General features: G+C 58.8%; 25 protein-coding genes and 2 pseudogenes. 14 read left to right on the top strand and 13 right to left on the bottom strand.

What is annotated here, in order from left to right:
• Nucleotides 1–130: 130 nt before the first annotated feature.
• Entirely contained in the window at nucleotides 131–1153 is a 1023-nt protein-coding gene (locus ACQUQP_RS08510) for a GlxA family transcriptional regulator (protein ID WP_432698368.1), read from the bottom strand.
• A 202-nt stretch (nucleotides 1154–1355) separates the two neighbouring features.
• Here ACQUQP_RS08510 and ACQUQP_RS08505 point away from each other — a divergent pair, with 202 nt between their 5' ends.
• Nucleotides 1356–1937, top strand: coding sequence for an OsmC family protein (locus ACQUQP_RS08505; protein ID WP_432698367.1), 582 nt, complete (start codon nucleotides 1356–1358; stop codon nucleotides 1935–1937).
• 44 nt (nucleotides 1938–1981) lie between these two features.
• Here ACQUQP_RS08505 and ACQUQP_RS08500 read toward each other — a convergent pair whose 3' ends face one another.
• From ACQUQP_RS08500 to ACQUQP_RS08485, 4 genes are all read right to left on the bottom strand, one after another.
• Nucleotides 1982–2452 carry a GFA family protein gene (locus ACQUQP_RS08500; RefSeq protein WP_432698366.1) on the bottom strand — a complete coding sequence of 157 codons (471 nt, stop codon included), beginning with the start codon at nucleotides 2450–2452 and terminating at the stop codon, nucleotides 1982–1984.
• A 76-nt stretch (nucleotides 2453–2528) separates the two neighbouring features.
• Entirely contained in the window at nucleotides 2529–2957 is a 429-nt protein-coding gene (locus ACQUQP_RS08495; protein ID WP_432698365.1) for a hypothetical protein, read from the bottom strand.
• A 108-nt stretch (nucleotides 2958–3065) separates the two neighbouring features.
• A complete protein-coding gene (locus ACQUQP_RS08490) occupies nucleotides 3066–3455 on the bottom strand; it encodes an MAPEG family protein (RefSeq protein WP_432698364.1) in 390 nt (129 codons plus the stop codon).
• Between the two features lie 92 nt (nucleotides 3456–3547).
• Nucleotides 3548–4144, bottom strand: a complete 597-nt coding sequence (locus tag ACQUQP_RS08485) for an HD domain-containing protein (RefSeq protein ID WP_432698363.1) — start codon at nucleotides 4142–4144, stop codon at nucleotides 3548–3550.
• 196 nt (nucleotides 4145–4340) lie between these two features.
• On the opposite strand from ACQUQP_RS08485, the gene ACQUQP_RS08480 reads away from it, so the two are divergent.
• The 3 genes from ACQUQP_RS08480 (at nucleotide 4341) to ACQUQP_RS08470 (ending at nucleotide 6352) form a co-directional block, all read left to right on the top strand.
• On the top strand, nucleotides 4341–4892 hold the full coding sequence (locus tag ACQUQP_RS08480; RefSeq protein WP_432698362.1) for a sigma-70 family RNA polymerase sigma factor: 552 nt from the start codon (nucleotides 4341–4343) through the stop codon (nucleotides 4890–4892).
• Nucleotides 4892–5647 carry an anti-sigma factor gene (locus ACQUQP_RS08475; RefSeq protein ID WP_432698361.1) on the top strand — a complete coding sequence of 252 codons (756 nt, stop codon included), beginning with the start codon at nucleotides 4892–4894 and terminating at the stop codon, nucleotides 5645–5647. The genes ACQUQP_RS08480 and ACQUQP_RS08475 overlap by 1 nt, the downstream gene beginning before the upstream one ends.
• Before the next feature lie 285 nt (nucleotides 5648–5932).
• On the top strand, nucleotides 5933–6352 hold the full coding sequence (locus tag ACQUQP_RS08470) for a DUF7282 domain-containing protein (protein WP_432698360.1): 420 nt from the start codon (nucleotides 5933–5935) through the stop codon (nucleotides 6350–6352).
• Between the two features lie 39 nt (nucleotides 6353–6391).
• Here the strand turns inward: ACQUQP_RS08470 and ACQUQP_RS08465 are convergent, their stop codons facing one another.
• The 6 genes from ACQUQP_RS08465 to ACQUQP_RS08440 all read right to left on the bottom strand — a co-directional run bounded on the left by ACQUQP_RS08465 (nucleotide 6392) and on the right by ACQUQP_RS08440 (nucleotide 11796).
• Nucleotides 6392–7411 (bottom strand): zinc-dependent alcohol dehydrogenase family protein, encoded by a 1020-nt coding sequence (locus ACQUQP_RS08465; protein ID WP_432698359.1) that lies wholly within the window; start codon nucleotides 7409–7411, stop codon nucleotides 6392–6394.
• 103 nt (nucleotides 7412–7514) lie between these two features.
• Nucleotides 7515–8372 carry an alpha/beta hydrolase gene (locus ACQUQP_RS08460; protein ID WP_432698358.1) on the bottom strand — a complete coding sequence of 286 codons (858 nt, stop codon included), beginning with the start codon at nucleotides 8370–8372 and terminating at the stop codon, nucleotides 7515–7517.
• A 192-nt stretch (nucleotides 8373–8564) separates the two neighbouring features.
• Entirely contained in the window at nucleotides 8565–8990 is a 426-nt protein-coding gene (locus ACQUQP_RS08455) for a GFA family protein (protein WP_432698357.1), read from the bottom strand.
• Between the two features lie 78 nt (nucleotides 8991–9068).
• Nucleotides 9069–9758, bottom strand: coding sequence for a DUF6639 family protein (locus tag ACQUQP_RS08450; RefSeq protein WP_432698356.1), 690 nt, complete (start codon nucleotides 9756–9758; stop codon nucleotides 9069–9071).
• 268 nt (nucleotides 9759–10026) lie between these two features.
• Nucleotides 10027–10866, bottom strand: coding sequence for an amidohydrolase family protein (locus tag ACQUQP_RS08445; RefSeq protein ID WP_432698355.1), 840 nt, complete (start codon nucleotides 10864–10866; stop codon nucleotides 10027–10029).
• A gap of 243 nt (nucleotides 10867–11109) precedes the next feature.
• A complete protein-coding gene (locus ACQUQP_RS08440; RefSeq protein WP_432698354.1) occupies nucleotides 11110–11796 on the bottom strand; it encodes a winged helix-turn-helix transcriptional regulator in 687 nt (228 codons plus the stop codon).
• Between the two features lie 155 nt (nucleotides 11797–11951).
• Between ACQUQP_RS08440 and ACQUQP_RS08435 the strand changes: the two genes are divergently transcribed.
• The gene (locus tag ACQUQP_RS08435; RefSeq protein WP_432698353.1) at nucleotides 11952–12803 is read left to right on the top strand and encodes a class I SAM-dependent methyltransferase; all 852 of its coding nucleotides are present in this window, start codon (nucleotides 11952–11954) and stop codon (nucleotides 12801–12803) included.
• 28 nt (nucleotides 12804–12831) lie between these two features.
• Nucleotides 12832–13941 (top strand): hypothetical protein, encoded by a 1110-nt coding sequence (locus ACQUQP_RS08430; protein ID WP_432698352.1) that lies wholly within the window; start codon nucleotides 12832–12834, stop codon nucleotides 13939–13941.
• A 314-nt stretch (nucleotides 13942–14255) separates the two neighbouring features.
• Here ACQUQP_RS08430 and ACQUQP_RS08425 read toward each other — a convergent pair.
• A pseudogene (locus ACQUQP_RS08425) lies at nucleotides 14256–14606 on the bottom strand (methyl-accepting chemotaxis protein); the annotation flags it as partial.
• Nucleotides 14607–14837: 231 nt separating this feature from the next.
• Nucleotides 14838–15476, bottom strand: a pseudogene (locus tag ACQUQP_RS08420) (PAS domain-containing protein); the annotation flags it as partial.
• 358 nt (nucleotides 15477–15834) lie between these two features.
• On the opposite strand from ACQUQP_RS08420, the gene ACQUQP_RS08415 reads away from it, so the two are divergent.
• From ACQUQP_RS08415 to ACQUQP_RS08380, 8 genes are all read left to right on the top strand, one after another.
• Nucleotides 15835–17067: an MFS transporter gene (locus ACQUQP_RS08415; protein WP_432698351.1), complete on the top strand. Its 1233-nt coding sequence runs from the start codon at nucleotides 15835–15837 to the stop codon at nucleotides 17065–17067.
• A gap of 122 nt (nucleotides 17068–17189) precedes the next feature.
• On the top strand, nucleotides 17190–18488 hold the full coding sequence (locus ACQUQP_RS08410) for a DEAD/DEAH box helicase (RefSeq protein WP_432698350.1): 1299 nt from the start codon (nucleotides 17190–17192) through the stop codon (nucleotides 18486–18488).
• A 236-nt stretch (nucleotides 18489–18724) separates the two neighbouring features.
• Complete coding sequence (locus ACQUQP_RS08405) at nucleotides 18725–20116, top strand: dihydrolipoyl dehydrogenase (protein WP_432698349.1); 1392 nt, start codon at nucleotides 18725–18727, stop codon at nucleotides 20114–20116.
• 203 nt (nucleotides 20117–20319) lie between these two features.
• Complete coding sequence (locus tag ACQUQP_RS08400; protein ID WP_432698348.1) at nucleotides 20320–21177, top strand: MBL fold metallo-hydrolase; 858 nt, start codon at nucleotides 20320–20322, stop codon at nucleotides 21175–21177.
• Between the two features lie 8 nt (nucleotides 21178–21185).
• The gene (locus ACQUQP_RS08395; RefSeq protein ID WP_432698347.1) at nucleotides 21186–23000 is read left to right on the top strand and encodes a SulP family inorganic anion transporter; all 1815 of its coding nucleotides are present in this window, start codon (nucleotides 21186–21188) and stop codon (nucleotides 22998–23000) included.
• Entirely contained in the window at nucleotides 22997–23377 is a 381-nt protein-coding gene (locus tag ACQUQP_RS08390) for a rhodanese-like domain-containing protein (protein ID WP_432698346.1), read from the top strand. The genes ACQUQP_RS08395 and ACQUQP_RS08390 overlap by 4 nt, the downstream gene beginning before the upstream one ends.
• A gap of 207 nt (nucleotides 23378–23584) precedes the next feature.
• The gene (locus ACQUQP_RS08385; protein WP_432698345.1) at nucleotides 23585–23968 is read left to right on the top strand and encodes a PA2779 family protein; all 384 of its coding nucleotides are present in this window, start codon (nucleotides 23585–23587) and stop codon (nucleotides 23966–23968) included.
• Nucleotides 23949–24953 (top strand): PA2778 family cysteine peptidase, encoded by a 1005-nt coding sequence (locus ACQUQP_RS08380; RefSeq protein ID WP_432698344.1) that lies wholly within the window; start codon nucleotides 23949–23951, stop codon nucleotides 24951–24953. The genes ACQUQP_RS08385 and ACQUQP_RS08380 overlap by 20 nt, the downstream gene beginning before the upstream one ends.
• Nucleotides 24954–24988 lie beyond the last annotated feature (35 nt).

Below are 24988 nucleotides of genomic sequence, written 5' to 3'. Positions count from 1 at the left end.
AATCCTGAACCCCCGGGGTCCTGCCCGGCAGACCCAAGCGAAAAAATTTCACGCAGTTTTTTTCGACGATTTGACACTAAAAGCTCCCTGGCCCGCAGAAATCCGGGGGCACAACGGCCCATCCCGGGATTCAGCTCAACGCCACCGGACGAAACATGCGCCGGTACTCGCTGGGCGCCATACCCGTTGTGCGTTTAAACAGGCGCCGGAAAAAGGACGCGTCTTCGTAGCCTACTTCGGCACTGATTTCATCGATTGCCAGATCAGAGCTTTCCAGCAGATGTTTGGCCGCCTCAACCCGCAGGTTCTGCAGGTACTCGATTAATGAGCAGCCAGTGGCATTCCGGAAACGGCGCTTGAGAGTCCTCTCGGCCACGGCGTTCTGACTGACCAACAGGGCAATCGCACCCTCCTGACGGTAGTGCTCACCAAGCCAGTCTTCTGCCCGGCGTACCACGGCATCGGCATGGGGCTGGCGCCTGACCAGCGGCGCGAACGGCAGCTGGCCTTCGCCATGCCACTTCAGCAGGTAGACCTTGGCAATACGCAGCGCTTCACCGGGATCGGCATAACGGGCGATTATATGCAGCGCCAGGTCATGCCAGGAGGTGGTGCCACCGGCCGTGACGATATGCCCGGCGGGATCCGCAAACACCAGGTTGGGCTCGGGCGTGAACTCCACCTGCGGGTAATCGCGCTGGAACAGCGCCTGATAGCCCCAGTGCGAGGTCGCCCGGCAACCATCCAGCAAGCCGCTCTCGGCCAGCATCAGCGCCCCGGAACAGGCCGAGTAGATGGCACAGCCGCGGCGGTGGCGCTCCCGCAACCAGTTCATGATGTGGGGGTACATTCCCCGGAACGAGGCATCGGGGGCAAACCAGAGCTCGGGCAGGATAATGATATCGGCGCTGGGGGCTTGCCCGATCGAACACTCCGGCGTAACCGGAATCCCGTTACCGCAGCTGAACGGCTGGACTCTGTCCGAGATGACTCGCACGCGAAATGGCCGCCGGGATTCAGCCTGTCCGGTGAGTGTCTGCCACAGGTTTCCAGCCGCACTGAGCACATCGACCATGCCATAAAGTGCCGATCCGGCGGTTTCAGGTACCGCCAGAATCAGAACATCGGTGGTGCTGCTATGCCCTTTTTTCATTTCTCGCCTCGCCCCGGGACAGAAACGAAAGCGGCGCTGACGATAGTTACGCCGACGATGCTTTTGCTGACGATGCCTCTGCTGACGATAGTGGCACGAATGAACCGCTGTTGACCTGAATGCTGCTGATCAGCAGAGACGCCAGGCCCTAATCTGACCCTGCAGTGATTATAGAAACAGCGACGATAAAAAGAGGTACATCATGAACACTATCGACACCCGTAACGGCCTGAACCTGCAGCAGATGACCGATACCGTCAACGCACTGAGTGCTGATCCCGACCTGGCGCAGTTCCGTTTCCGCGCCCGTAACGGCTGGATCAATGGCGGAGAGAACCGTTCCATGATTCAGGGTTTCTACGGCGCGGGAAAAGAGGACCGCTCACGTACCAGGCCCTTCGTATTTACCAACGGTGAGCCACCGGTACTGCTCGGCGACAATGAAGGTGCGAACCCGGTGGAGTTTCTGCTACACGCGCTGGCAGGCTGTGTCACCACCACCACGGTGCTGCATGCAACGGCACGTGGCATCAACATCGAATCGATCGCCACAGAGCTTGAGGGGGATATAGATCTGCAGGGGCTGCTGGATCTGGACCCGGAGGTCTACGCCGGCTATCGCAATATCCGCATCCGCATGGATATCAAGGCGGATTGCAGTGATGCGGAGCTGGATGACCTGCTGGCCTTCGCGCGGGAACACTCACCGGTCTGCAACACGGTCTGCCGCCCGGTGACTGTTATGCTGGAACGCGGCAGTGTCGCCCAGGCGTCCGCCGCCTGATCTGACAGGGCTGGCGGCCGGAGGTCGTCAGCCCGTTGTTAAGGCTAACTCACCAGGCCATTACGCTGATGCCACTGGGCCAGGCTTTCCTCGGGGTACTCTTCAAAACACTGATCGTCCTCGTCAGCATTAACCGGTACCCAGGAGGCCTTGCTTCCCAGCATCAGGTGGGTACGTTGCGGAGGTACCGGCAGCTCGGAATCGATGGCGGAGGCAAAGGGATGGATCAGCTCCGGCCAGCGGCTGTCATAGACCCAGAGTGCGCTGCCGCAGGTCGCACAGAAGTGGCGTTCGCCATTGCTCTTCTCACCGTCGATGCGGGCGTGGTAGATGCTGAGGTTTTCCGAGCCCTCTACTTCCAGCGACTCGGCCAGTGCGCCCAGATTGATGGCAAAACCACCGCCCCCCGCCGTCTTGCGGCAGATCGAGCAGTAGCAAAGATTATAGGGGTAAGGGTGAGGTGACTCGACACTGAAGTGAACGGCACCGCAGTGGCAGGAACCTTTGAGTAGCATGGCGTCTCTCTCTTGTTTTTGGACACCTGTAACTCTAGACGCGAATAACGGCTCCTGCCTCCCGCTTTATGCCATGTCAGAATTTGATGCTGGAAGAATCGATGGTATTGATCGAGGATCGCTCCAGGACTTCATCTTCAGGGCGGGCCATATCCGGCATTTTATTACCCTGCGCCTGAGACTTGGGTTTGGTTGCCTTGGCTGTTTTATTGGCGCGCAGCGAGGCAAGTTCAGCGCGGATCCGCGCGCCCTCTTCCTGGCCCGCCAGCCAGCCTTCACGGTAACGCTCATCCGCTTGGTAGCGCGTGAGGTCCTTGATCAGAGAGGTCGACAGGTCGGTTGCGCCGTTCAATCCACTGTGACGGCCATCATGGAAGCCGATCTCATAGCCATTGGCGCCGGCGCTGTTATCCATCATCAGGCCGTTGGTTACACAGGCCGATAGCGTAAACGGCAGGGTAATTACCAGCACCGTGCGGATAAAGCGACGCAGAAACAGGGACATAGAACCAACACTCCGAGGCAAAACCAACTCTGGATACATAAATGCCCGGCGAACCGGGCATAAGCAATAATTTTGCCATGTTGAAGCGAAGTTTTGTAGTCACCGCGATTAAACCGCCGCGCTGGCGACGATATACAGACAGGTAAACAGCCCGCCGCAGTAGACAATACTGCGCAGGGTGGCCAGATTCGTCAGGTAAAAAACGGCATGCAGCAGGCGGAACACCAGGTAGAGCAGCGCAGGCAGGGTCAGGTCGTCCAGGGGGACGCCCGCGGCGAAAGCGATAAAGACCGAGGTGACGAAGACGATCGCCGCCTCCCAGGCGTTTTGCTGCGCTGCCATGGCCCGGGCGCCGACACCTTCAAGCTGACTTTGCTGAGCTCGCGGATGGTTATTATCGATCTTGCCAAACTGCTTTAGCCGGCAGCGTACTGCCACACCGGCCAGAAATACAGGCGCAATCGCGAGCAGAATAAGGACATAAAGGACAACAGCCATAGTGCACACTCCTTCGGCACAGAGAGGATAAATGTATCCACCTATACGCCGCTGCGTGAGCCTCGGTTCTGCGCTGGCCTCTAAAACCCGGTCTATTCCGGCTTCAACCAGCCCCGCTCCACCGCGTTATCGATCTGCGCCAGCATCCAGTCATGGATCTGCGGGAACTCCTCGGCGATAAAGGCGTGCGCGGCAAGCACCTGGGACCGGCTGATGCCAAGCTCGACCCAGGTGCGGCCTTCGCTTTTTACATTGAGCAGAAAAGGCAGCAGACGATCGACAACTTTAAGCAGCCGGGTTTCGATACTGCGGCCGGTCTCCTGCTCCTCCCAGAGATCGGCAAGCTCGGGAATGCTGTTGCCAGCATGGGCTGTCAGCCGCGCCAGGCAGCGCCGCTCCGCCTGATGGGCGTTGCTGCGCTCCCTGGCGTAAAGAAAGGTATCGCCCGCATCGATCTCACCGAGATCATGCACCAGCGCCAGCTTGATCAGTTTCTCCTCCGACACCTCAAGATTGAAGCGGCGCGAGATCGACCAGCAGGCCAGCGCCAGCTGCCAGGAGTGTTCGGCGGAGTTTTCCCGGCGACCGCCACCACCGATATAGGAGCGCCGCTCAACCCGCTTCAGGGCGTCGATCTCCATCAGGAAATCGGTCAGATCGGTTAAGTCATTCTGTTCATGCCGGCTCATTCATCACCCCTTCAAAGTGGAAGTGGAACACTGTTTTTACAGAGCACAGAGTCTGGACGAAAACTCACGCCTGCTCCAACCCTCCCCCGCTCGATCAATGTGCGCATTTTTGGGCTGAAGGTGATCCGTTTGCAACGGACTTCGTAACTTCCCTCAACAGGACTCAATTACTCTCGAATGGAACCGGACCCGCCCTATGTCCTCACCTGAGTCATCCCCTCCACTGACACAATTGCTTGAACGGACGGCTAACAAAGATCGCCAGGCATTTGCGGCACTCTACACGGCAACCTCGGCGAAACTTTATGCTACCGTCCTGCGTATATTGAAAAATGAGCACTGGAGCGAAGAGGTTCTGCAGGAAGCTTACATCAAGGTCTGGCAGAAGGCGGGCAGTTTCGATGCGAGTATGGCCTCCCCGATTACCTGGATGGCGACCCTGGCGCGTAATACTGCTATCGACCAGCTACGCCGGGCACCTGCCGCGAGCGCAGACGCAGAGGAACCACCGGACCAGTTGCCAGGCTCCTTTCCCGATGGTGTTTCGGCTCTGTCCCAAACCCGTGAGCAGGAGAAGCTGAATCACTGCCTGAGTCTGCTGGAGAGTGGGCGTGCTGACCTGGTTCGCCTGGCTTACCTTGACGGGTATTCCCGCGCCGATCTTGCGGCGCGCTTTGAGCAACCGGTGAATACGATAAAAACCTGGCTGCATCGCGCACTGAAACAGTTAAAGGGGTGCATGAACTGATGACTGACCGCGACGACCTGGACATGCTGGCGGCGGAGTTCGTGCTGGGTACGCTGGAAGCGGATGAGCGTGACACCGTCGTACAACGCCGTCGCCGGGAGCCGGAGTTGGAGCAGCTAATCCAGTACTGGGAGCAGCGTCTGGCTCCACTGGGCAATGAAATCGGCGACATCAAGCCCAGTCCGGATCTGTTTGCCCGGATCGAACAGCGCCTGGATGAACTGGAAGCCGCTCAGCACTGGCCTGGTGAAACCGGCGGCGACCTGACACAGCTGCGTGCGCTGAAAACCAGGGTGCGGCGTTGGCAATGGAGTACCGGCATAGCGACCGCCGCCTCACTGCTTCTCTGTGTTCTGCTGCTGACCCGACCAGACCCCAAGCCTGCACCCGAGTCATTTGTGGCCGTATTCCAGCACGATGACCAGCAGCCCGCCTTTATGCTCAGAGTCGATCTGCAAAACCGCAGTCTGACAGTCAGCCCGGTGACCGCTGAAGCCAAGCCCGGCAAGTCTTACCAGTTATGGATCAAGGCTGATCCCCTGGGCCCAACGCCGCGCTCGGTCGGTGTTCTGAACGCCAATATGGAACTGGAGTCAGCCAGCCTCAGGGAGTATGAACCCGCTCTTTTGAAACAGGCCACGTTCGGTATCAGTGTTGAACCCGAGGGAGGTTCACCCACAGGCCAACCCACGGGACCTGCGATTCACGGTTACCTCTACCCTGCCATCCCCTCTGACAGTAAACAGTCACTTTAACCGGGAAACCACCGATAGCCCCAGACACTCCTGCCGCAACCCGGTGGGAGCCTCCACCGATTCGGCTCAGATTTCAGCGCCATTTTTTAAAGCAGCCTCCGCAACACCCCCACCGACAACACTTTTTAATAGTTTCTGAAACCTTTTCCAGAACGCTGCGTAGCTAAAGACAACCCGAAACAGATCCAGAGCCACTGACCCGGCTCAGGCTGTTAACCGGGTCTCTTGAGACAGGCCTGAACCGCGAAGGTGATGGGCTACCCCAATCGCAAAGGAGCAAAAAGTATGAACAAGCAGATGCTAAACAGCGCAGTGCTGGCCACCACTCTCATCGCAGGTAGTGCGTTTGCGCATGATCACATGAAGCTCGGTGTCTGGGCGGAAGATCAGGACCTGTCGGGCGGAACAGTGACCGCGGAAAAACTGGTTGCAGAGAGTAATGGCTGGCTGGTGGTTCATCGTACCGATGACAGCAACAAACCGGGTCCGGTGGTCGGCCATGCACCGCTCAAAAAGGGCGAGAACGAGCAGGTTGCCGCTATTCTTACCGAAGAGGTTCAACCCGGAGAGAAACTCATGCTGATGCTTCATGGCGAAGCTGGCGGCATGAAAACCGGTATATTCGAATACACCCTGGGCGCCAAGGAGGACGGCCCGGTCAAAGTGGATGGCAAGCTGGTGATGGATATTATCACCGCGCAGTAATCTCCCCGGCAGGGCGGAGCCTGGGGCTTCGCCCACCTATCAGGGTACAAGCACAGCGGCACCACTTAGCCGCCCTTCCCTTAAGTCCGACAACGCCCGATTAGCGTCACTCAGATCATACCGGGTGATACTGGTTTCTATCGAAATCTCTTGCGCCAACGCCATGAATGCCTCGCCATCGGCACGGGTCAGATTGGCAACGGAGCGCACCTGACGCTCCTCCCAGAGAATACTGTAGGGAAAGGCGGGAATATCTGACATATGGATACCGGCGCAGACCACCGTTGCGCCCTTGCGTACCGCTTTCAAGGCCTGGGGTACCAGTGCGCCCACCGGGGCAAAGATGATTGCCGCATCCAGAGGTTGGGGCGGCGGGGTCTCGGAATCGCCGACCCAGTAGGCACCCAAATCACGGGCAAATGCCTGCGCCTGGGTATCACCCGATCGCGTAAAGGCGTAGACCTCTATGCCCCTGGCGATCGCCACCTGGGCAATGATATGAGCGGCGGCTCCGAAGCCATATAGCCCCAGGTGTCTGGCATCGCTGACCATCGCCCAGGAGCGGTAGCCGATCAGCCCCGCGCACAATAGAGGGGCGGCATGCAGATCGTCGTAACCGTCAGGGAGTGAAAACACGTAATGCGCATCGGCGACACAATACTCTGCATAGCCGCCGTGGATCGTGTAGCCGGTAAAGCCCGGTGCGTCGCAAAGGTTTTCCTGCCCGTTGCTGCAATAGGGACAGACGCCGCAGGTATGGCCGAGCCAGGGTATACCGACCCTGTCGCCGATTGAAAAACCGGTTACGCCTTCACCAGGCTGATCGATATAACCAACCACCTCGTGACCCGGTACGATGCCCGCTGGAATATCTTTCAAGTCCCCATCCACCACGTGCAGATCGGTCCGGCAGACGCCACAGGCACTGACCCGAACCCGCACCTGGCCCGGGCCCGGCTCGGGTATCGGAAGCTGTTTTTCCTGTAACGGCTGGCCCGGCGCATCCAGCACCATCGCCCGCATACCTCCTTTGCCCGCTCCCAGGCTGCTATTGACCATGACCGCACCCTCCGTCTTTGCCTGTTACTGTCTCCAGCTTAGTTGCTGCCGGCAGAGCGTGAGTTGCCCGGGCGCAGGCTATTGCCGGATTTGAGCAGAGCGATCAGTGCCGGTTGAAAAAGGCGAGCATGTCCTCCAGCACCGACCGTCGGTTCTGGTAAAACCAGGTCAGGCTGGCCACGATCCCCACATGGTCCATCCCCGGGTAGATCTGTGTCTCCACCCGGCCGCCCCGTTCACGGATCTGCTGCGCCAGCAGATCCAGGTTACGCCGCCAGACCGTGGTATCGGAGTCGCCCCACAACAGCAGCATCGGTGGTTCGTCCCCGTCGATAAAGGTGGTGACCTGCATCTGCGGATAGTTCTCCGGCGGGCCGAACATATCCTTCAGGTCTGCCGCATCGGGCTCAAAATCGTAGGGACCGGCGAGGCCCGCAAAGGCGCGGATCACGCCGTTATCTATCCCTGCCGCCCGGGTATAACGCTCATCCGCTGCCAGCAGCGCGCCTATATGGGCACCTGAGGAGTGCCCGGACAGGTAGATTCTCTGGCGGTCACCACCGTAGTCTTCGATATGCCGGTACACCCAGGCCAGCGCCGCGGCGCCATCCTCAACAAAGGCGGGAAAGCGCACTTTGGGGTATTTGCTGTAGTCCGCGATCACGGTGACATAGCCTTTGCTGGCAAAGGTTTCACCGATGAAGGGATACATCTGTCGCGAACCATCGGTCCAACGACCGCCGTAGAAAAACAGCAGTACCGGCAGGGCCCTATCCGCTTCCAGCTCCGGCACATAGATATCAAGCTTATGGGCATCGCCCCCGCCGTAAGCTATCGCCTTGAAGGTTTGGGTATCACTCAATCTGGCCGGCAGATTGGCGAGCTGAAGACCAGCCTGGGTGCATCCTTCCAGTAGCCCTACCAGCAGCAGAGAGCCAAAGGCCATGAGGTGTTTTTTCATAAAGCGCGTCGTTGTTCCCCCCAGGTAGTGAAAGAGTTGCTGAGCTAGTTGTTGAAATAGCTGCTGGAATAGAGAAACCAGCCTTTCGCGTTCAGGATCTGCCAGTCGCTATCTGCCGGCCTGGGTTCCTACGCAGGCTCCACTCCACCGGACCACAACAGAGGAGCCAGATGAAAGTGTGTAAACAGCGCTTCAGGATGATTTATCAAGCTGGGCGAACAGTTCGGCGCCGGTCAGTTCTGCCGTCCTTTGACTGAAGGCGTAAAAGCCGGGCTTCTCATCGATGAACACCTGGGCATGCAGTGTCCAGCCATCCGCGCTATCGAGCAGCCCAACCGGCAGCGCATAGAATCCACCCTCTTTAAGGCGGTAGAACAGATGGGTACCACACTCCTTACAGAAGCCCCGTTGTGCCCAGTCCGAGGAGTCGAACACCCCGATATGGCTCTCGCCGCTGAACGCCGGCTCACCGTCGCAGGCCACCGCCAGCATCGGACCACCACTCCAGCGGCGGCATATCTCGCAGTGACAGGCATCCACATTATGATTTTTCAGCGTCGCTGTAACACTGACCTTGCCGCACAGGCAGTGTCCGGTCTGTGTATTGTCCCCGGCCATAAGCGTCTCCTCTACTCTAAGTGTCCGTTCCACAAACTGGCTGCTGTTCACAACCAGGTGCGCATGAAACGACCCGTTTCAAGGCACAGAGATATAAAACCACTTCACGTTGAGCAGCATTTTTACAAATTCGACGGGGGCGCTGAGACTGACAAAATGCAGATAAGACTTAACGGCAAACTTCTGCGGTGCAAACGCCATATAGATCTCGCTGATCTCATCGCCCGGCGCCCAGGCCTCAACATCCGCCCGGGCAATGATCTGCCGGCGCCGCTCGGCAGAGAGCACCGCAAGCTGAGTCACATAGGCGAGATACTCCTGCGCCGCGTTGGAAAGCTGGGCATCCGGGCCATTCTGATGAAACAGCGCGTGGGCAATCTCATGGGCCACCAGCCCCCGGTAATGTTCCTCATCCAGGACCTGATCAAACATCCTGGCCTGAGTTATCAGAGCCTGGATCGATTCCACCGACATCAGCCTGATATGCCCTGTGCGCTGGTCAAAACTGCCAAACGCCTTGCTGCCATAATGCTCCAGTGACTGTTCAACCATCTCGATGGTAATCACTGCGTTTGGCTTTACTCCCGCTTTTGCCAGAAAAGCCAGGGCGTCGGCAGAGGCCGTGCAGATAGACTCGGCGTCAAGCTGTGATACTGCCTGTATCTCCACCTGCTGGTCGGGACAGTGGACCACCCGCTGTTCAGCAGAGGCTGTACCTACCAGCAGCATCAGCGACAGAACCAGCAGTGCGGCTCCAGGCAAGGGCATGACGGAACTCCGGAGTTCGAGTTAATCGGCAGGTAATAGAGGTCCAGCCCGCTGCAGTATAGGTCAGCCTCATTGAGCTGAGCTCTGGCGCTCACCTCGCAGTGTTCCAGAGCTGCGGCCTTTCCAGCCAGAACATCGGTGTGGTTTTGAAGAATACGCAGCGTTTCAGTGCCTTATCGGCACAGGTGGGGCGCTGACTGAGGACAGGACAGCAGCGCCCCAGCCAGCCACCCTGTTTCCGTGCGAACTGGAAATGTACTGGCCAGCCCTAGCTGTGCGTTGCGAACCCGAACAGGGCGGCGGCATTCTTCCAGAAATATTTCTCGCGCTGACCCGCGTCGGGAAACTGCTGCTCTGCCAGCGCCAGCATCAGGCCGTAGTCCATGCGTTGGCGTGGTTTCAGGAAAGGCCAGTCGGAGCCCCAGATCAGCCGATCCTCACCGTAGGCCTGCTGAATCGCATCGACATAGGCGCTAGTATCCACATAGGGGAAGGCTTGCCGGGAGAACTTGTCGAAACCGGACACCTTGATCCAGGTGCGCCCGGTATCGGCCAGTGCCAGCACTGCCTGAAATCCCAGGCTATCGATGCCGGCATCCAGATCTGGCCTTCCGCAGTGATCCACCAACAGGCGCGCGCCACTGTCGGTAAACATCTGCGCCAATGGCAACAACTGGTCCCCTTCTACCTGGAACTGGGCGATCATATCCAGTTGCGCCAGGCGGTCGAGCAGCGCCGCAGAATGGCGGAAGTGATCGACACCGTAAAAGGCGATATTGAAAGTCACACCCACTACACCCTGCTGTTTCAGCGCCTGCAACTGCTCCAGGGAACACTGCTGATCGACAACGGCCATCCCCTTGAACCGCCCTTTAGAGCGCTGAATCGCATCCAGCAGCGCCCGGTTATCGTTCTCGCCATAACCGGAATTCGGCCCGACCAATAGTGCCTGGGAAACCCCGTACGCATCGAGCAACTGCAGGAACTGATCCGCCGTGGCTATCTCATGGCCGCTGGGGTGGTAGGAGGCGTTCGGATTATAGGGAAAACCGGCAGGATCAAAGATATGGTTATGGCAGTCGATCTTGCGCTCGCTGAAAACGGACATGCGGCAACCTTCAGAAAAAGGAATCAGCTTACCGAGCGCGTCACTCCACGACCAATTGATTCGGATAAAGTCCTATCCACTTATTGAATAGGAGGTGACATCCATAGCGGGAATAACAAGCGATGAACGAAACCGGAGGTAAGCCGTGATAGAACGGGTGACACCAGAAACCCGGTCAGGGAAACCGGGTCGCCTCGTCTAGCACCTCCTTGTCATACGACACTGACGTCCGGAAGTCTTGGCTTAGCCGGGTGTCATTGGTCTCACGTCGGCCAGAAAGTAGAGCCCCAGCCAGGAGCGAATGTTACGGGTATAGGCAGAGGGAGCCACAATCTTCAGTTTGTCGGTGTCCCTGGCTTTCTTGATAGACAGATCACCCAGCCATACTTCGGTCATCGTACGCAGATCCGTGGTGATATTGACGTCCACATCAACACCGGGGTTGTCGATACACAGGTCTACATCCTGACCATCCACCTTGATCCACCAGTGGTTAAAGCGATTAAGGTCGGTGTAATGGAAATGGATAATCGTTCTGCCTCCGGGCAGCTTTTCCGGATCGATCCGTGACTGGACATTGTTCATCAGCAGCTCGACATCCAGCTCATCGTCAGACATCTGGCCCCGTGCCCAGCGCATGCCCCATTCCGCAACCTGCATGATGATCGGGTAGAGTTCGCGTCCCGCCTCGGTGAGCTGGTATTCGTTGCTGCGCTGATCGGGAACATTACGCCGAATGACAAGGCCGGCATCCTGCAGGGTCTGGAGCCGCTTGTTCAATATCGTCGGGGATATCCTGCTCAAGCCTTTCTGCAACTGACTGAACCGCGTGGCACCGAGCAGCAGCTCCCGCAGGATAAGCAGCGTCCACTTTTCTCCGAGTATTTCCGTGGCCTTGGCGACCGGGCAAAACTGGCCATATTTCAGCATCTGATTACCTCGCCAAGCTGTTACTACAGAATGTGTAGTTGATTGCTACACATTACGCACTATCAGCCATCGCGGCCCCTTCCTAACCTCTACACATAGCCTCAAGCGGGGCTAAACGAAGCCAACTAATTCGTCTTAAGTGTGGAGTTCAGACCATGACTATTCAAGCAGAGCACATTACGGATACTCGGGGCTGCCAAGCGATTGATGTTCTCAAGGCTAAACAGAAGGCAACCTGGGAGGATGGTGACTATGTGCGCTTCGCCAGCTTTATGGAAAAAGGCGCCATCGATATCGTAACCGACTGGCAACTGACGCCGGGGCAGCGCCTTCTTGACGTGGCCTGCGGCACAGGTCAGTCGGCACTGCCGGCCTCCCGGCGAGGCCTCAGAGTCACCGGGGTAGATCTTGCGCAGAACCTGGTCGACTTCGCCAACAGCCGAGCTCGTGCAGAAGGATTGGATGCACGCTTCGATCAGGGGGATGCCGAGGCTCTGCCATACAAGGACGCCGACTATGATGTGGTCGTCAGCATGATCGGCGCCATGTTCGCGCCACGACCGGACCGGGTCAGCAGCGAATTTGGGCGGGTTCTGCGTTCCGGCGGCACGCTTTACATGTGCAACTGGACACCCGATAGCATGCCCGCACAGCTCTTCAAAGCCGTCGCCAAGCGCGTGCCGCCGCCTCCGGGCTCCCTATCCCCCGTACTTTGGGGCGATGAGAACACCGCCACCGAGCGCTTGAGCGAGCACTTCACCGATATTCGACTGCAACGCAAGCTCTACCCGAAATGGCACTACCCCTTCTCAACCAACGATCTGGTGAGGCTGTTCCGAACCACCTTCGGTCCAGTGAAGAAGGCGTTCGACGCGATCGACGGTGACGAACAGCAGACCCTGTTTACGGAACTAAACAACATTTACAGAAATTTCAGCCTGCCGGATGGCAAAGGCGGCATCACGATTCAGGGCGAGTACCTGGAAGTGATCGCTAAAAGACGCTGAAACTAACAATAATAATGAGGTGACCATCATGGCACTCTTACCTAAAAAACTGCGCTTCTGGCTATTCGATAACCTGTCCCTGAAGACCATGCGTTATGTGGGCGCTGTCCCGCGAAGCAAGGCGACCGGACTGGTAGCCGAGGTGTACGACATGATAGACGAAGACTTTTTCATCAACGGCTCTCTCACCAGCCGCTCCAAAGTACCAGAACTGCTGGCAGCGATATGGAGTGGCGGGCGCGAGACCGCGCTGGTGGATGATCGCATCGACCGCACAACAAAAGAGGCGATGACGGCGACGCTGTCGAGTATCAACGACTGCCCCTACTGCGGCGACATGCTGGTGAGTCTGGTACATGCGGGTGGCCGGCATGAGGATGCGGTCCAGATCCTGGATGAAAAGGAGCAGCTGATTATCGATCCGACGTTAAGGGAACGACTGCTGTGGGTCCGGGCTGTTGCCACGCCCGGGGCCGAACCACCAAAAAGCGTACCCTTTACCGAGGAACAGCTACCTGAGGCTATAGGCGCTTTAATGGCGTTGAGCGATATAAATCGCTTCAGCCATATCGTCATGGACGGCTCGCCGGTTAAAGCGCCATTCGGTCTGGAAGCGGTAAAAGCGGCTGCATTGTGGCTTTTCGGCGGCGAGCTGAGAAGCACGCATACCGACCCGCTTAAACCGGGGCGCAGCCTGTATCTGTTACCAATGGCAGAACTGCCAACCGACATGCGCTGGGCCGCATCTCATCCTCGTATCGCCCGCACACTGGCTCAGTGGACCGCCACCGTGGAGCGCCAGGCTCAAAGCGTCGTACCCGAGGCGGCACAGCGCCTGGTGCATTCACAGTTGCAGCGTTGGCAGAATGAGAAAATGCCGATCAGCCGTCAATGGGTTGAGGATGAGACCGAAGGACTGGACGGTGAGGCACGTGACATAGCCCGTTTTGCGCTGCTGATCGCCAAGGCCTCGTACCAGATAGACGACAGGATCGTCGAAGCGGTACTTGGGCCCGAGCGTGATGAACAACGTTTTATCCGCATCCTGGCCTGGTCCACCTTTACGGCAGCGCGTTACTTCGCCAACCATGTTGCCCGTCTCTCACTGAGCCCGTATCAGATTAAGCACGCTGCCTAAACCTGAAAAGCAGATGGTGAATCTGGCCGCCGTCATCTTAACCGGTTGAACATTGAAAAAACGTACATCAGTACCCTGAGTACAAGAAGACCCGCTAACTGATAGCGGGCCTTCTTGCCGGTTACAGGTCAGCAATTGGGAATGCACCCCTTACTACTTCCTCGTCGGCGGCACGGAAACCGCGTGGCGGGATGCGGTTATCTTTCGAGCGGCCATACGCCAGCACGACGTTGCCCACCCCCAATTGATTCAGCTAACGTTCTATCCCGTTATGGATCAAGCCTGGACGGTGGAGCTTTCAATGCTGATACCGACTAGAGCCTCTCCTTGAACTGGCGCACAGCATCAACCACCTGTCTTGCCCCAGACCGAATCGCCGTTACGACAGCCCCCGCTTCATTGGAGTAACCCAGGGCAGCTTGAGCCTCCTGTTGGCTCTGTTCGATCTGAGACACCGCTTTTTCGGTCAAAGCCCTGTTTTGTGCAACAACCTCGATGATCTGTTCAGTCGCGCTACTCGTCCTGAATGCCAGCTGACGAACTTCGTCTGCGACGACGGCAAAACCGCGTCCGTTATCCCCCGCCCGGGCGGCCTCAATGGCCGCGTTCAGCGCCAGCAGATTGGTTTGATCGGCGATGCCACGGATGCTCTGCACCAGCTCTGCCACCTTCGATGATTGTTCACTCAGCTCCAGAATACCGTTGCTGGCCTCTTCCATTTTCGCCGACAAGCGCCCCACTGAGTCGATGGTGGTACTGATAACGTCCATCCCCTTGGAGGCGCCGGCGTCTGTTTGCCTGGATATTTCATAGGCGATATCAGAGGTTTCAGTAATCGCTGCTTCCCTCTCGACCTGCTCCGTGATCACCGACGCCAGCTTTGCCACTTTATAGAGTGTTCCGGCCTCATCGTGGATCGGGTTGTACGTAGCCTCCAGCCAGACTGCATTGCCATAACGATCAAAGCGCTGAAAGCGACCGGAGAAAAACTCCCCTGCTCCCAACCTGTCCCAGAACAGCTGGTAGTCGTCAGATTCTGAATCCGCCTCGGAGCAAAACATTCTGTGGTGTTTGCCGACGACCTGGTCTCGCGAATAGCCCATCGCCTGCAAAAAATTGTCATTCGCGGCAAGCACGATGCCGTCGAGTGAAAACTCGATAATCGCCGACGAGCGGTGCAAGGCAGCCAGCATGTCCTCATTGGCTCTGGAGCGGCTAATCGTGCGGGTGAGCTCAGCGCAATAAGCGAACAGCGTCGATGCGCCGCCATCGCGTCCCTTGACCGGATGGATCAGGGTGCGCAGCCAGACCTCTCCCCCCTGCCGGGTCTGCAGTTGCAGCGCGCCATGCCAGTGGCTGCCTGTGCTTATGGCCTCAAGCAGTCTCACGCTATGCGCTTTCTGCCGCGAATCTTCGACGAGAATTGATTTCAGCTTTAGTGAAGCCAGATCCTGCTGCGAGTAGCCGGTTGCTTCCGTGAACTTTCTATTCGCCGCTATAAATTCCCCGTTCAGGTTCAGACGGAAGCAGACCATTTCAGCTTCCAGGTCAGCCTGAATCTCGCGGTAGATGTTCAGCTCATCGGCTTGAGATTGGAGTTCTTGTCTCAGTTTCTTTCCAGCGAAGATCATTATGTGTGCCCAAATAGTTTTTATATAGCGCTGCCTACTCCCTATAAATTTCCCAGTTTCCCTTACCGAGCATTCAACCGAGTCGACTACGAGGCCGCGCCGTTAACAGATCACAATACGTCGTCTAATTCTGACGCTTTTTTCATTTTTCGATCAGATCAACACCTGCCAAGGCAGATCGTTTAGCAAGAAACATGATGTAATAATTGTTACACTTTCGCGTTTATCTCCCCCATTTGATTTCGAGCGACCAAGGCGTCCTATGGCATCTCCGTCCCTGTTGCAACACAAACCCTTTATGCGCTTCTGGATCGGCCAGATGGCGGCATCCTTTGCCTTTCAGATGCTGCTGGTGGGGATGGGGTGGCAGATTTATAACCTGACCGACAGCGCGTTGAGTCTGGGCCTGGTCGGTCTGGCCCGTTACCTGCCGCAGCTGGTGCTGTCCCTGTACGGCGGCCATGTGGCGGACAACCTGAACCGGCACACAATCACACTGATCAGCCGCAGTCTGATCGCGGTTACCATTGCGGTGCTGGCCCTGACCAGCGTGTTCGAGGTCATTACCCCGGCGATTATCTACGCCTGCTGCGCCGTCATGGGTGCCGCCCGCGCCTTCGAGATGCCGGCCACCCAGGCCATGGTGCCCAAGCTGGTGGGGCCGGAGCTACTGGCCCAGGCGATGACCTGGACCGCCTCCGGCCGCGAGGCAACCACAATCATCGGCCCGGCACTGGGCGGACTGATCTATATCCTGGGCGCCGGCGCGCTCTACGGCACAAGCACCGCCTGCGCCCTGCTCTCGGCGATCATTCTTTTTGGTCTGCACTATGAACATGACCAACGCGAAAAACGCCCAGTCACCCTGGATTCCCTGTTTGGCGGCCTGAAATTCACCTGGAGCAACAAGGTGGTGTTTGGCTCCATATCACTGGACATGTTCGCGGTACTTATCGGCGGTGTGACCGCGCTGCTGCCGATCGTCGCCAGAGACATACTGAACGCCGGCCCGGAAGCGCTCGGCCTGCTGCGCAGCGCACCCGCCGTGGGTGCCGTGGCAATGTCGCTGTGGCTGGCCTGGCGCCCCGTCGAGAGAAAGGTGGGCGTGAAAATGTTCGCCGCGGTGGGCGTATTTGGCGCGATGACGGTTCTGTTTGGGCTATCGGAAACGCTCTGGCTCTCTGTCGCGGCACTGGTCGTTTTGGGTGCGGCCGACATGGTCAGCGTGGTAATCCGTTCCACGCTGGTCCAGCTGGAAACCCCGGACGAGATGCGCGGCCGCGTCAGCGCCGTCAACTCGATCTTTATCAGCACCTCCAACCAGATGGGCGAGTTCCGCGCCGGCGTCGTCGCATCGCTGATCGGCACCGTGCCTGCCATCGTCATCGGCGGCGCAGGCACCCTGGCGGTTACCGCACTGTGGATGCTCTGGTTTCCGCGCCTTACAAAAAGGGACCGGCTTGATGAGCGGGTTGCCGACAGCGCGCTAAAATAGCACTTATTTACATAGCTAGCAGAGGCGCTTTCAGGTAAGCTTCGCCCTCTTCCGAGAGCGCCCCTGCACCGGCTGAAAAGCCCCTTCCAGCTTCTCGTCACACCTTATACAGAGAGTACTTAATGAGTTTTGCCAGTCTCGGCCTGTCCGATCCTATTCTTAAAGCCGTTGCCGAACAGGGCTACGACACTCCATCCCCGATTCAGCAGCAGGCGATTCCCGCCGTGCTGGAAGGTAAGGATGTGATGGCGGCGGCCCAGACCGGCACCGGCAAGACTGCAGGTTTCACCCTGCCGATTCTGGAACGACTGCTCCCGGGCGAGCGCGCCAAGGCGAACCAGGCCCGCGTGCTGATCCTGACCCCGACCCGCGAACTGGCCGCCCAGGTGGGCGAAAGCGTGGCCACCTACGGCAAGTATCTGCAGCTGCGCTCGACCATCGTCTTCGGTGGCGTCAAGATCAACCCGCAGATGATGGCGCTGCGCAAGGGCGCCGATGTACTGATCGCCACGCCGGGCCGCCTGCTCGACCTGTACAAGCAGAACGCCGTGCGCTTCGACAACCTGGAAGTGCTGGTACTGGACGAAGCGGACCGTATGCTCGACATGGGCTTCATTCACGACATCAAACGTATCCTGGCGCTGCTGCCGGCCAAACGTCAGAACCTGCTGTTCTCCGCCACCTTCTCCAGCGAGATCCGCAATCTGGCCAAGGGGCTGGTGCATGATCCGGTCGAAGTCTCCGTCACCCCGCGCAACTCCACCGCCGACACCGTCAAGCAGTGGATCGCACCGGTAGACAAGAAACAGAAATCGCCGCTGCTGATCAAGCTGATCAAGGACAACAGCTGGCACCAGGTGCTGGTGTTCACCCGTACCAAGCATGGTGCCAACAAGCTCAGCACCCAGCTGGAAAAGGCCGGTATCAAGGCTGCTGCGATCCACGGCAACAAGAGCCAGAACGCCCGTACCAAGGCACTGAAAGAGTTCAAGGACAACAGCCTGCAGGTGCTGGTCGCAACCGATATTGCCGCCCGCGGCCTGGATATCGATCAGCTGCCCCAGGTGGTCAACTATGACCTGCCCAACGTGGCCGAGGATTACGTCCACCGTATCGGCCGCACCGGCCGTGCCGGTGCCACCGGCCAGGCGGTCTCTCTGGTCTGTGCCGACGAGCTTGACCAGCTGCGCGCCATCGAGCGACTGACCAGCAAGCTGCTGGAGCGTGAGATCATCGAAGGTTTCGATCCGACCCACGCGCTGCCGGAAACCACGCTCGACAAGCGTCCGCCGCGCCGTCGCCGCCCGAAGAAGCCCAAGACGCAGCACCGCGACGGCCAGCGTTCCGGTGATACCCACCGTGGCCATCAGCCGCGCAGCAAGGGCAACAGCAACACGCCGCGCAGCCCGAAACAGCGTTAATGCACTGACTGATGGCTGGAGCGCCCGCTTCAGCCATCACCCAGCGCGAACCGCGCTAACTGCAATTTCCTTCCTCAGATCCCGCATCTCTGCCTTTCAGCTTCTATCCTGCTAAGCATCAAAGTCTGATCGACGGCTATTCTGTTTGCCGTTCTTGTATTAGTTTATTCTTAACTAATAGCATCAGGGCTTAGCATCAGGGCTTAGCATCAGGACTTAGAAGGGAGGGATAACAGGTGCGCAGGACTCAAGTCGCGGTTATCGGTGCGGGAAGCGCCGGACTCAACGCCTTTCGACAGGCACGTAAACATACCGACTCCGTATTGCTGATCGACCCCGGTCCGCTGGGCACAACCTGCGCCCGGGTCGGCTGTATGCCGAGCAAACTGCTGATCGCCGCCGCCGATGCGGCCTGGAGCGCCCGTCACGCCGATGCCCTGGGGGTGCAGGTTGGCGATATCCGGATCGACGGCCCGGCCGTGATGAAACGGGTACGCGGGATGCGCGATAAGTTTGTCAGCAAGGTGCTTAACGGTATGTCCGGCATCCCCGAAGAGGCCCAGCTCCACCAAAGCGTGCGCTTTATTGCCGATCAGCTGCTCGAAACCGCTGATGGCGAAAAGATCGAAGCAGAACGCGTCGTGATCGCCACCGGTTCACGTCCTGCCATCCCCAGATTTCTCTACAACGCCGACGACCGGCTGCTGGTAAACGATGACCTGTTTGAGCTGACCGACCTGCCGCAGTCAGTGGTGGTGTTTGGCCCTGGCGTTATCGGCCTGGAGCTGGGCCAGGCCCTGCACCGTCTCGGCGTACGCGTGCGCATGTTCGGTGTCGGTGGCGCCATCGGGCCGCTGGGTGATGCGGAGCTTCTGGCCTGCGCCGCCGAGACCTTTGGCGCTGAATACCCGCTGGACGCCGATGCCGAGGCCACAAAGGTCGAGCGCACCGCTGCAGGTGTCTGTGTGACCTTTAGCGATCACCAGGGTCAGCAGCAAACCGAGAACTTCGATTATCTGCTCGCCGCCACAGGACGGCGCCCCAACGTGGATAACCTGGGGCTGGAGAACACCTCGCTGGAGCTGGACGAACACGGCATACCACTGTTCGACACCGAAACCCTGCAGTGCAGTAACACCCCGGTATTTATCGCCGGCGATGCCAATAACCACCTGCCGCTGCTGCACGAAGCCTCCGACGAGGGCCATATCGCCGGCGACAATGCCGGTCGCTACCCGGATGTACGCCCGGGGCACCGCACCGTGCCACTGGCGGTGGTATTCAGCGATCCGCAGATCGCTACTGTTGGCATGACCGCCACAAAGATCGCCCAGTATGACGCCAGACTGGTCGCCACGGCCTCGCTCTCCTTTAGCAACGTGGCGCGGGCGAAAGTGCTGAACAGAACCGAGGGCGTGATGAAGGTCTGGGCCGACCGCAAAACCGGCAAACTGCTTGGCGCCGAGCTGCTCGGACCCGATGTGGAACATCTGGCCCACCTGCTCGCCTGGGCAATGGAGCGGGGCCAAACCCTCGACGAAATGCTCGCCATGCCCTACTACCACCCGGTGCTTGAAGAGGGTATACGCTCGCTGCTGCGCGAACTTAAGACCGCAATGCAGGAGTGAAAGCCCCTGCCTCAGACAGCAGCCGAACCTCACACTCCATACCGCGAGCACCTGCCACCACCCAGCCCCGGATCACTGCGCGCCTCCAGCTCATGCATGGATAACGCAGTTTTCCGGCAAAGCTATATATTCTTTTTAATTATTACCTTATATAATATCGTTATATTCTAATATTCATCCCGGCTATCCAGGGGGTTCACCTGATGCAGATCCTTCCCTTCTTCGATGAGGCGACCTTCACCTACAGCTATCTGGTCATCTGCGCAGAGACCCGTCGCTGCGCGCTGATCGATTCCGTGCTGGATTACGATCCCGCCTCGGGACGCACCTCAACCCAGGGTGCTGACCGGCTTGTGGCCTATGTCAAAGAGAACGGGCTGGAGGTGGAATGGATTCTGGAAACCCATGTGCATGCGGATCATCTGAGCGCCGCGCCCTATCTGAAACAGAAGCTCGGCGGCAAACTGGGTATCGGTGAACAGATCCGTACCGTGCAGAACACCTTCGGCAAGCTGTTCAACGCAGGCACCGAGTTCGCCACCGATGGCAGCCAGTTCGACCACCTGTTCAGCGATGGCGAGACTTTTTCCGTGGGTAACCTGTTCGCCCGCGCCCTGCATACGCCGGGACATACCCCCGCCTGCATGACCTACCTGATCGAAGATGCCGGCTTTGTCGGCGATACGCTGTTTATGCCGGATTACGGCACCGCCCGCTGTGACTTTCCCGGTGGCGACGCGCGTACGCTTTACCGCTCCATACGCACCCTCCTGGCGCTGCCGGACGATGTACGTCTGTTCATGTGCCACGACTATAAGGCGGAAGGACGCGACGAATTCCGCTGTGAGACCACGGTGGGCGAAGAGCGCACCCGCAATATCCATGTGCGCGATGGCATCAGTGAAGAGGATTTCGTCAATATGCGTACCGAACGCGATGCCAGGCTGGGCATGCCAACCCTGATCCTGCCGTCGGTACAGGTGAACATGCGCGCCGGGGAATTGCCGCCCGCGGAAGATAACGGCACCCGCTACCTGAAGATCCCGCTGAACCAGCTTTGAGGCTTGGCATGACCCGATTTTCAAAGATCCGCCCCCGCCACATCCAGGCTTCCCGCATTCTGCCCTGCCTGTTCTGGGCACGGGAATACAACCGGGATATGGCACTGAAGGATGGCCTGGCCGCGGTGATCGTCACCCTGATGCTGATTCCGCAAAGTCTCGCCTATGCCATGCTGGCCGGGCTGCCGCCCGTTATCGGGCTGTACGCCAGTATTCTGCCGCTGATCGCCTACGCCCTGTTCGGCACCAGCCGGGCACTGGCGGTGGGCCCGGTGGCCGTGGTTTCGCTGATGACCGGCGCAATCCTTATGCCGCTGTTTCCGGCCGGCAGCGCCGAGTATGTACAGGCGGCCATGCTGATGGCGATGCTATCGGGTGTGATCCTGATCGGCATGTCGCTGCTGCGCCTCGGCTTTCTGGTCAACTTTCTCAGCCACCCGGTGGTCTCAGGCTTTGTCACCGCCTCCGGCATTCTGATTACCCTGGGCCAGCTGCGTCATATCCTCGGTATCAAGGCCGGTGGCGATACCGCCTTTGAGCTGCTGACATCCACGCTGGCAGGTCTCGGCGACACCAATCTACCAACGCTGCTGATCGGCCTTGGCAGCATCGCCTTCCTTTATCTGGCGCGGAAACAGGGCAAAAACTTCCTGATGGCGATCGGCCTTTCAAACGGCGCAGCCGCCAACCTGAGTCGCGCCGCGCCGGTACTGGCGCTGGTGGTGACCGCCGCGCTGGTGGCCGGATTGAACCTGTCTGAAGCAGGCGTCCCCGTGGTCGGCGCAGTCCCCACCGGACTGCCATCGCTGCAGTTACCAAACTTCGATCTGGCGCTGATCTACCAGTTGCTGCCCGGTGCCGTGCTGATCAGTCTGGTGGGCTTTATGGAGTCGGTGTCCGTGGCCCAGACCTTTGCCGCGCGAAGGCGCCAGCGTATCCATCCCAACCAGGAACTCAGCGCCCTGGGCAGCGCCAACATCGCCTCGGCACTGAGCGGTGGCATGCCGGTCACCGGCGGTTTTTCGCGCTCCGTGGTCAGCTTTGAGGCCGGCGCCCAGACACCGCTGGCCGGAGCTCTCTCCGCCCTCGGCATCGGCGTCACGGTAATGTTCTTTACCCCGCTATTCGAGAGCCTGCCAAGGGCGGTGCTGGCGGCCACCATCATCGTCGCCGTGCTGACCCTGGTGGACCTGCGCGCCATCGCCCGCACCTGGAAGTATTCGCGTCAGGACGGTCTCGCCCTGATCGCCACGCTGGTGAGTGTGCTTGTTGTCGGCGTGGAAACCGGCATCATCCTCGGGCTCGCGCTGTCGCTGCTGCTGTTTCTATGGCGCACCAGCAAACCGCATATGGCGGTGGTGGGCCAGCTGCCCGGCAGCCAGCACTTTCGTAACGAGGAGCGCTTTCATGTGATTCAAAGCCCCCATGTACTGACGGTGCGGGTGGACGAAAGCCTTTATTTCCCCAACGCGCGCTACCTGGAAGATCGCATCGCCGCGCTGGTGGAGTCTCACCCTGGCATCGATGCCCTGGTGCTGATGTGCCCCGGCGTCAATCTGATCGACGCCAGCGCCCTGGAAAGCCTCGAGGCGATCAATGAGCGCCTCGGCATCGCCGGTATCAGCCTGCACCTCTCGGAGGTGAAAGGCCCGGTCATGGACCAGCTGCGCAACAGCCATCTGCTGCAGCAGCTTACCGGCAACGTGTATCTGAGCCAGTACGAAGCGATGGCGGCATTGGACCCGGAAACCACGAAACGCACCCTGGCAGCCCAACCCGAAGCCTGCCCGACTCAACACACAATGGAGGAACAGCGATCATGAAAACAGCCATGGATCTTGTAGGCGCCGCCAAGGCGCAGATTCAGGAAGTCGACCTGAATGCAGCCGAAGCTGAAATACTGTCGGCCGATGCGATCATCGATGTACGCGAGCCCGAGGAGTACAACAACGGCCACCTGCCCGGCGCTGTGAATATTCCCCGCGGGCTGCTGGAGTTCAAGCTCTCATCCGATGAAGCCCTGTCGGCACGGGATCTGAACCTGATGATCTACTGCAAGACCAGCGGCCGCGCTGCGCTGAGCGCACTGGCGATGAAAGAGATGGGCTACCTGCATGTCAGCTCGATCAGCGGCGGCTTCGATGCCTGGCAGGCGGCGGGCAAGAAGGTGGTCAAACCGACCCTGCCCCGCTTCGATTAAGCGTTACAAAACACAGGTCCGACGGGAGTCGCCTTCCGGCTCCCGTGCCTCCCCCCCAAATTTCGCCTTAAATTCAAAACTTTCGTTGCAAATCGGCCTGTCCAAAAGTGAACTTTGGTCAATACTGACTATCGGACCCTGTGCTACACCAACCCACTAGGCCTGAGAAACTGAAAAGGCCGGATAGATTAAGGCCAAGGAGAAACCATGAAGTCTCACCCGACACGTTCCCGCTTTATTGCCTGGATTCTGATGGCGCTGTTTACCTTCGCCGGCGTTCAGGTTCCTGCATCCGCAGCCATCGTCACCACCGATCAGATCGCGGCCGAATCCACGCTTGAGGATCGTCGCTCCGAGATCAAGGAGATGCTGATGCGCGATGATGTGAAACAGCAGCTCGTGGACCTGGGCGTGGATGTAGAGCACGTTCAGGACCGCGTCGACAGCCTCACCGCCAGCGAACTGGCGCAGCTCGACAGCAAGATGGATGACCTGCCGGCCGGCGGTATCCTCGGTGCTATTCTGGCTGTCATCCTGATTCTGGTTCTTCTGGATCTGCTCGGCGCCACCGATGTCTTCCCCAATATTTAACCGCCCAGCCGCGCCCGGAGTCTCCGGGCGCACACTTTTCCGTCCGTTACTCGCCCTGTTCACCAGCTTGCTGGTACTGGCCGGCTGCAGTGCGACACCACAAACCAACGCACTGCTCAACAGCCCGCTGCCACAGCAGTCGCCCGCGCGGGCAGAGCTGACGAAGGTGCCGTTTAATCCCCAGGAACAATACCAGTGCGGCCCTGCTGCCCTGGCCACTATCCTTGATTACAGCGGTCAGCCGGTTACGCCCGAAGCGTTAAAGCCCAGGGTTTTCGTGCCAGAGCGTGAGGGTAGCTTTCAGGTGGAGATGCTGGCGACCACGCGCCAGTATCAGCGTATCGCCTACACCATCGAACCGGAACTGGAGGCACTGATCGATGCCATCGACGCAGGTTACCCGGTACTGGTACTGCAGAACCTGGCGATGGAGTGGTACCCGCGCTGGCACTACGCCGTGGCGATCGGCTACGACCTGGAGGATGAGACTATCATCCTGCGCACAGGGATTACCGAGCGCTACGCCGCCGATATGAAGGTGTTTGAACGCACCTGGAAGCGCGGTGACTATTGGGGCATGGTCGCGGTGAAGCCCGGCGATCTGCCACCGGATGCGGATCCTGGGAAGTACTTTCGTGCGACGGCCGCTTTTGACCGTCACGCACCTGCCGATTTATCGGCAGCCGCCTGGCAGGCTGGTCTCGACCAATGGCCCGGCAACCGGGACCTTCTGATGGGGTACGGCAACTACCTTTACAGCGCAGGCAGGACGGACGATGCAGGCCGCCAGTACCTTCAGGTCACTGAGCTTTATCCCGGGTACGCGCCTGCCTTGAATAACCTGGCGCAAACCCTGATTGATCGAGGCCTGGCCAGAGAAGCCGTCGATTACGCTGAAAGAGCCGTGGCGCTCAGTAACGAGCACTACAAGGCTAGCTTCGAGGAAACGCTGCAACATGCGATAGACGCGCTGCCTGATCAGTAAAGCACAGCGGGGTTTATTGTTAACAAAAGGCCGAA

Origin of the sequence: Marinobacterium sp. YM272 (genome assembly GCF_050908845.1) — a bacterium.
Lineage (GTDB): Bacteria > Pseudomonadota > Gammaproteobacteria > Pseudomonadales > Balneatricaceae > Marinobacterium_D.
This window is presented reverse-complemented; position numbering and strand designations above follow the sequence as displayed.

Coding starts and splice junctions, on each gene's coding strand:
- ACQUQP_RS08510 (WP_432698368.1), bottom strand. CDS start 1,153: ATGAAAAAAGGGCATAGCAGCACCACCGATGTTCTGATTCTGGCGGTA.
- ACQUQP_RS08505 (WP_432698367.1), top strand. CDS start 1,356: ATGAACACTATCGACACCCGTAACGGCCTGAACCTGCAGCAGATGACC.
- ACQUQP_RS08500 (WP_432698366.1), bottom strand. CDS start 2,452: ATGCTACTCAAAGGTTCCTGCCACTGCGGTGCCGTTCACTTCAGTGTC.
- ACQUQP_RS08495 (WP_432698365.1), bottom strand. CDS start 2,957: ATGTCCCTGTTTCTGCGTCGCTTTATCCGCACGGTGCTGGTAATTACC.
- ACQUQP_RS08490 (WP_432698364.1), bottom strand. CDS start 3,455: ATGGCTGTTGTCCTTTATGTCCTTATTCTGCTCGCGATTGCGCCTGTA.
- ACQUQP_RS08485 (WP_432698363.1), bottom strand. CDS start 4,144: ATGAGCCGGCATGAACAGAATGACTTAACCGATCTGACCGATTTCCTG.
- ACQUQP_RS08480 (WP_432698362.1), top strand. CDS start 4,341: ATGTCCTCACCTGAGTCATCCCCTCCACTGACACAATTGCTTGAACGG.
- ACQUQP_RS08475 (WP_432698361.1), top strand. CDS start 4,892: ATGACTGACCGCGACGACCTGGACATGCTGGCGGCGGAGTTCGTGCTG.
- ACQUQP_RS08470 (WP_432698360.1), top strand. CDS start 5,933: ATGAACAAGCAGATGCTAAACAGCGCAGTGCTGGCCACCACTCTCATC.
- ACQUQP_RS08465 (WP_432698359.1), bottom strand. CDS start 7,411: ATGGTCAATAGCAGCCTGGGAGCGGGCAAAGGAGGTATGCGGGCGATG.
- ACQUQP_RS08460 (WP_432698358.1), bottom strand. CDS start 8,372: ATGAAAAAACACCTCATGGCCTTTGGCTCTCTGCTGCTGGTAGGGCTA.
- ACQUQP_RS08455 (WP_432698357.1), bottom strand. CDS start 8,990: ATGGCCGGGGACAATACACAGACCGGACACTGCCTGTGCGGCAAGGTC.
- ACQUQP_RS08450 (WP_432698356.1), bottom strand. CDS start 9,758: ATGCCCTTGCCTGGAGCCGCACTGCTGGTTCTGTCGCTGATGCTGCTG.
- ACQUQP_RS08445 (WP_432698355.1), bottom strand. CDS start 10,866: ATGTCCGTTTTCAGCGAGCGCAAGATCGACTGCCATAACCATATCTTT.
- ACQUQP_RS08440 (WP_432698354.1), bottom strand. CDS start 11,796: ATGCTGAAATATGGCCAGTTTTGCCCGGTCGCCAAGGCCACGGAAATA.
- ACQUQP_RS08435 (WP_432698353.1), top strand. CDS start 11,952: ATGACTATTCAAGCAGAGCACATTACGGATACTCGGGGCTGCCAAGCG.
- ACQUQP_RS08430 (WP_432698352.1), top strand. CDS start 12,832: ATGGCACTCTTACCTAAAAAACTGCGCTTCTGGCTATTCGATAACCTG.
- ACQUQP_RS08415 (WP_432698351.1), top strand. CDS start 15,835: ATGGCATCTCCGTCCCTGTTGCAACACAAACCCTTTATGCGCTTCTGG.
- ACQUQP_RS08410 (WP_432698350.1), top strand. CDS start 17,190: ATGAGTTTTGCCAGTCTCGGCCTGTCCGATCCTATTCTTAAAGCCGTT.
- ACQUQP_RS08400 (WP_432698348.1), top strand. CDS start 20,320: ATGCAGATCCTTCCCTTCTTCGATGAGGCGACCTTCACCTACAGCTAT.
- ACQUQP_RS08395 (WP_432698347.1), top strand. CDS start 21,186: ATGACCCGATTTTCAAAGATCCGCCCCCGCCACATCCAGGCTTCCCGC.
- ACQUQP_RS08390 (WP_432698346.1), top strand. CDS start 22,997: ATGAAAACAGCCATGGATCTTGTAGGCGCCGCCAAGGCGCAGATTCAG.
- ACQUQP_RS08385 (WP_432698345.1), top strand. CDS start 23,585: ATGAAGTCTCACCCGACACGTTCCCGCTTTATTGCCTGGATTCTGATG.
- ACQUQP_RS08380 (WP_432698344.1), top strand. CDS start 23,949: ATGTCTTCCCCAATATTTAACCGCCCAGCCGCGCCCGGAGTCTCCGGG.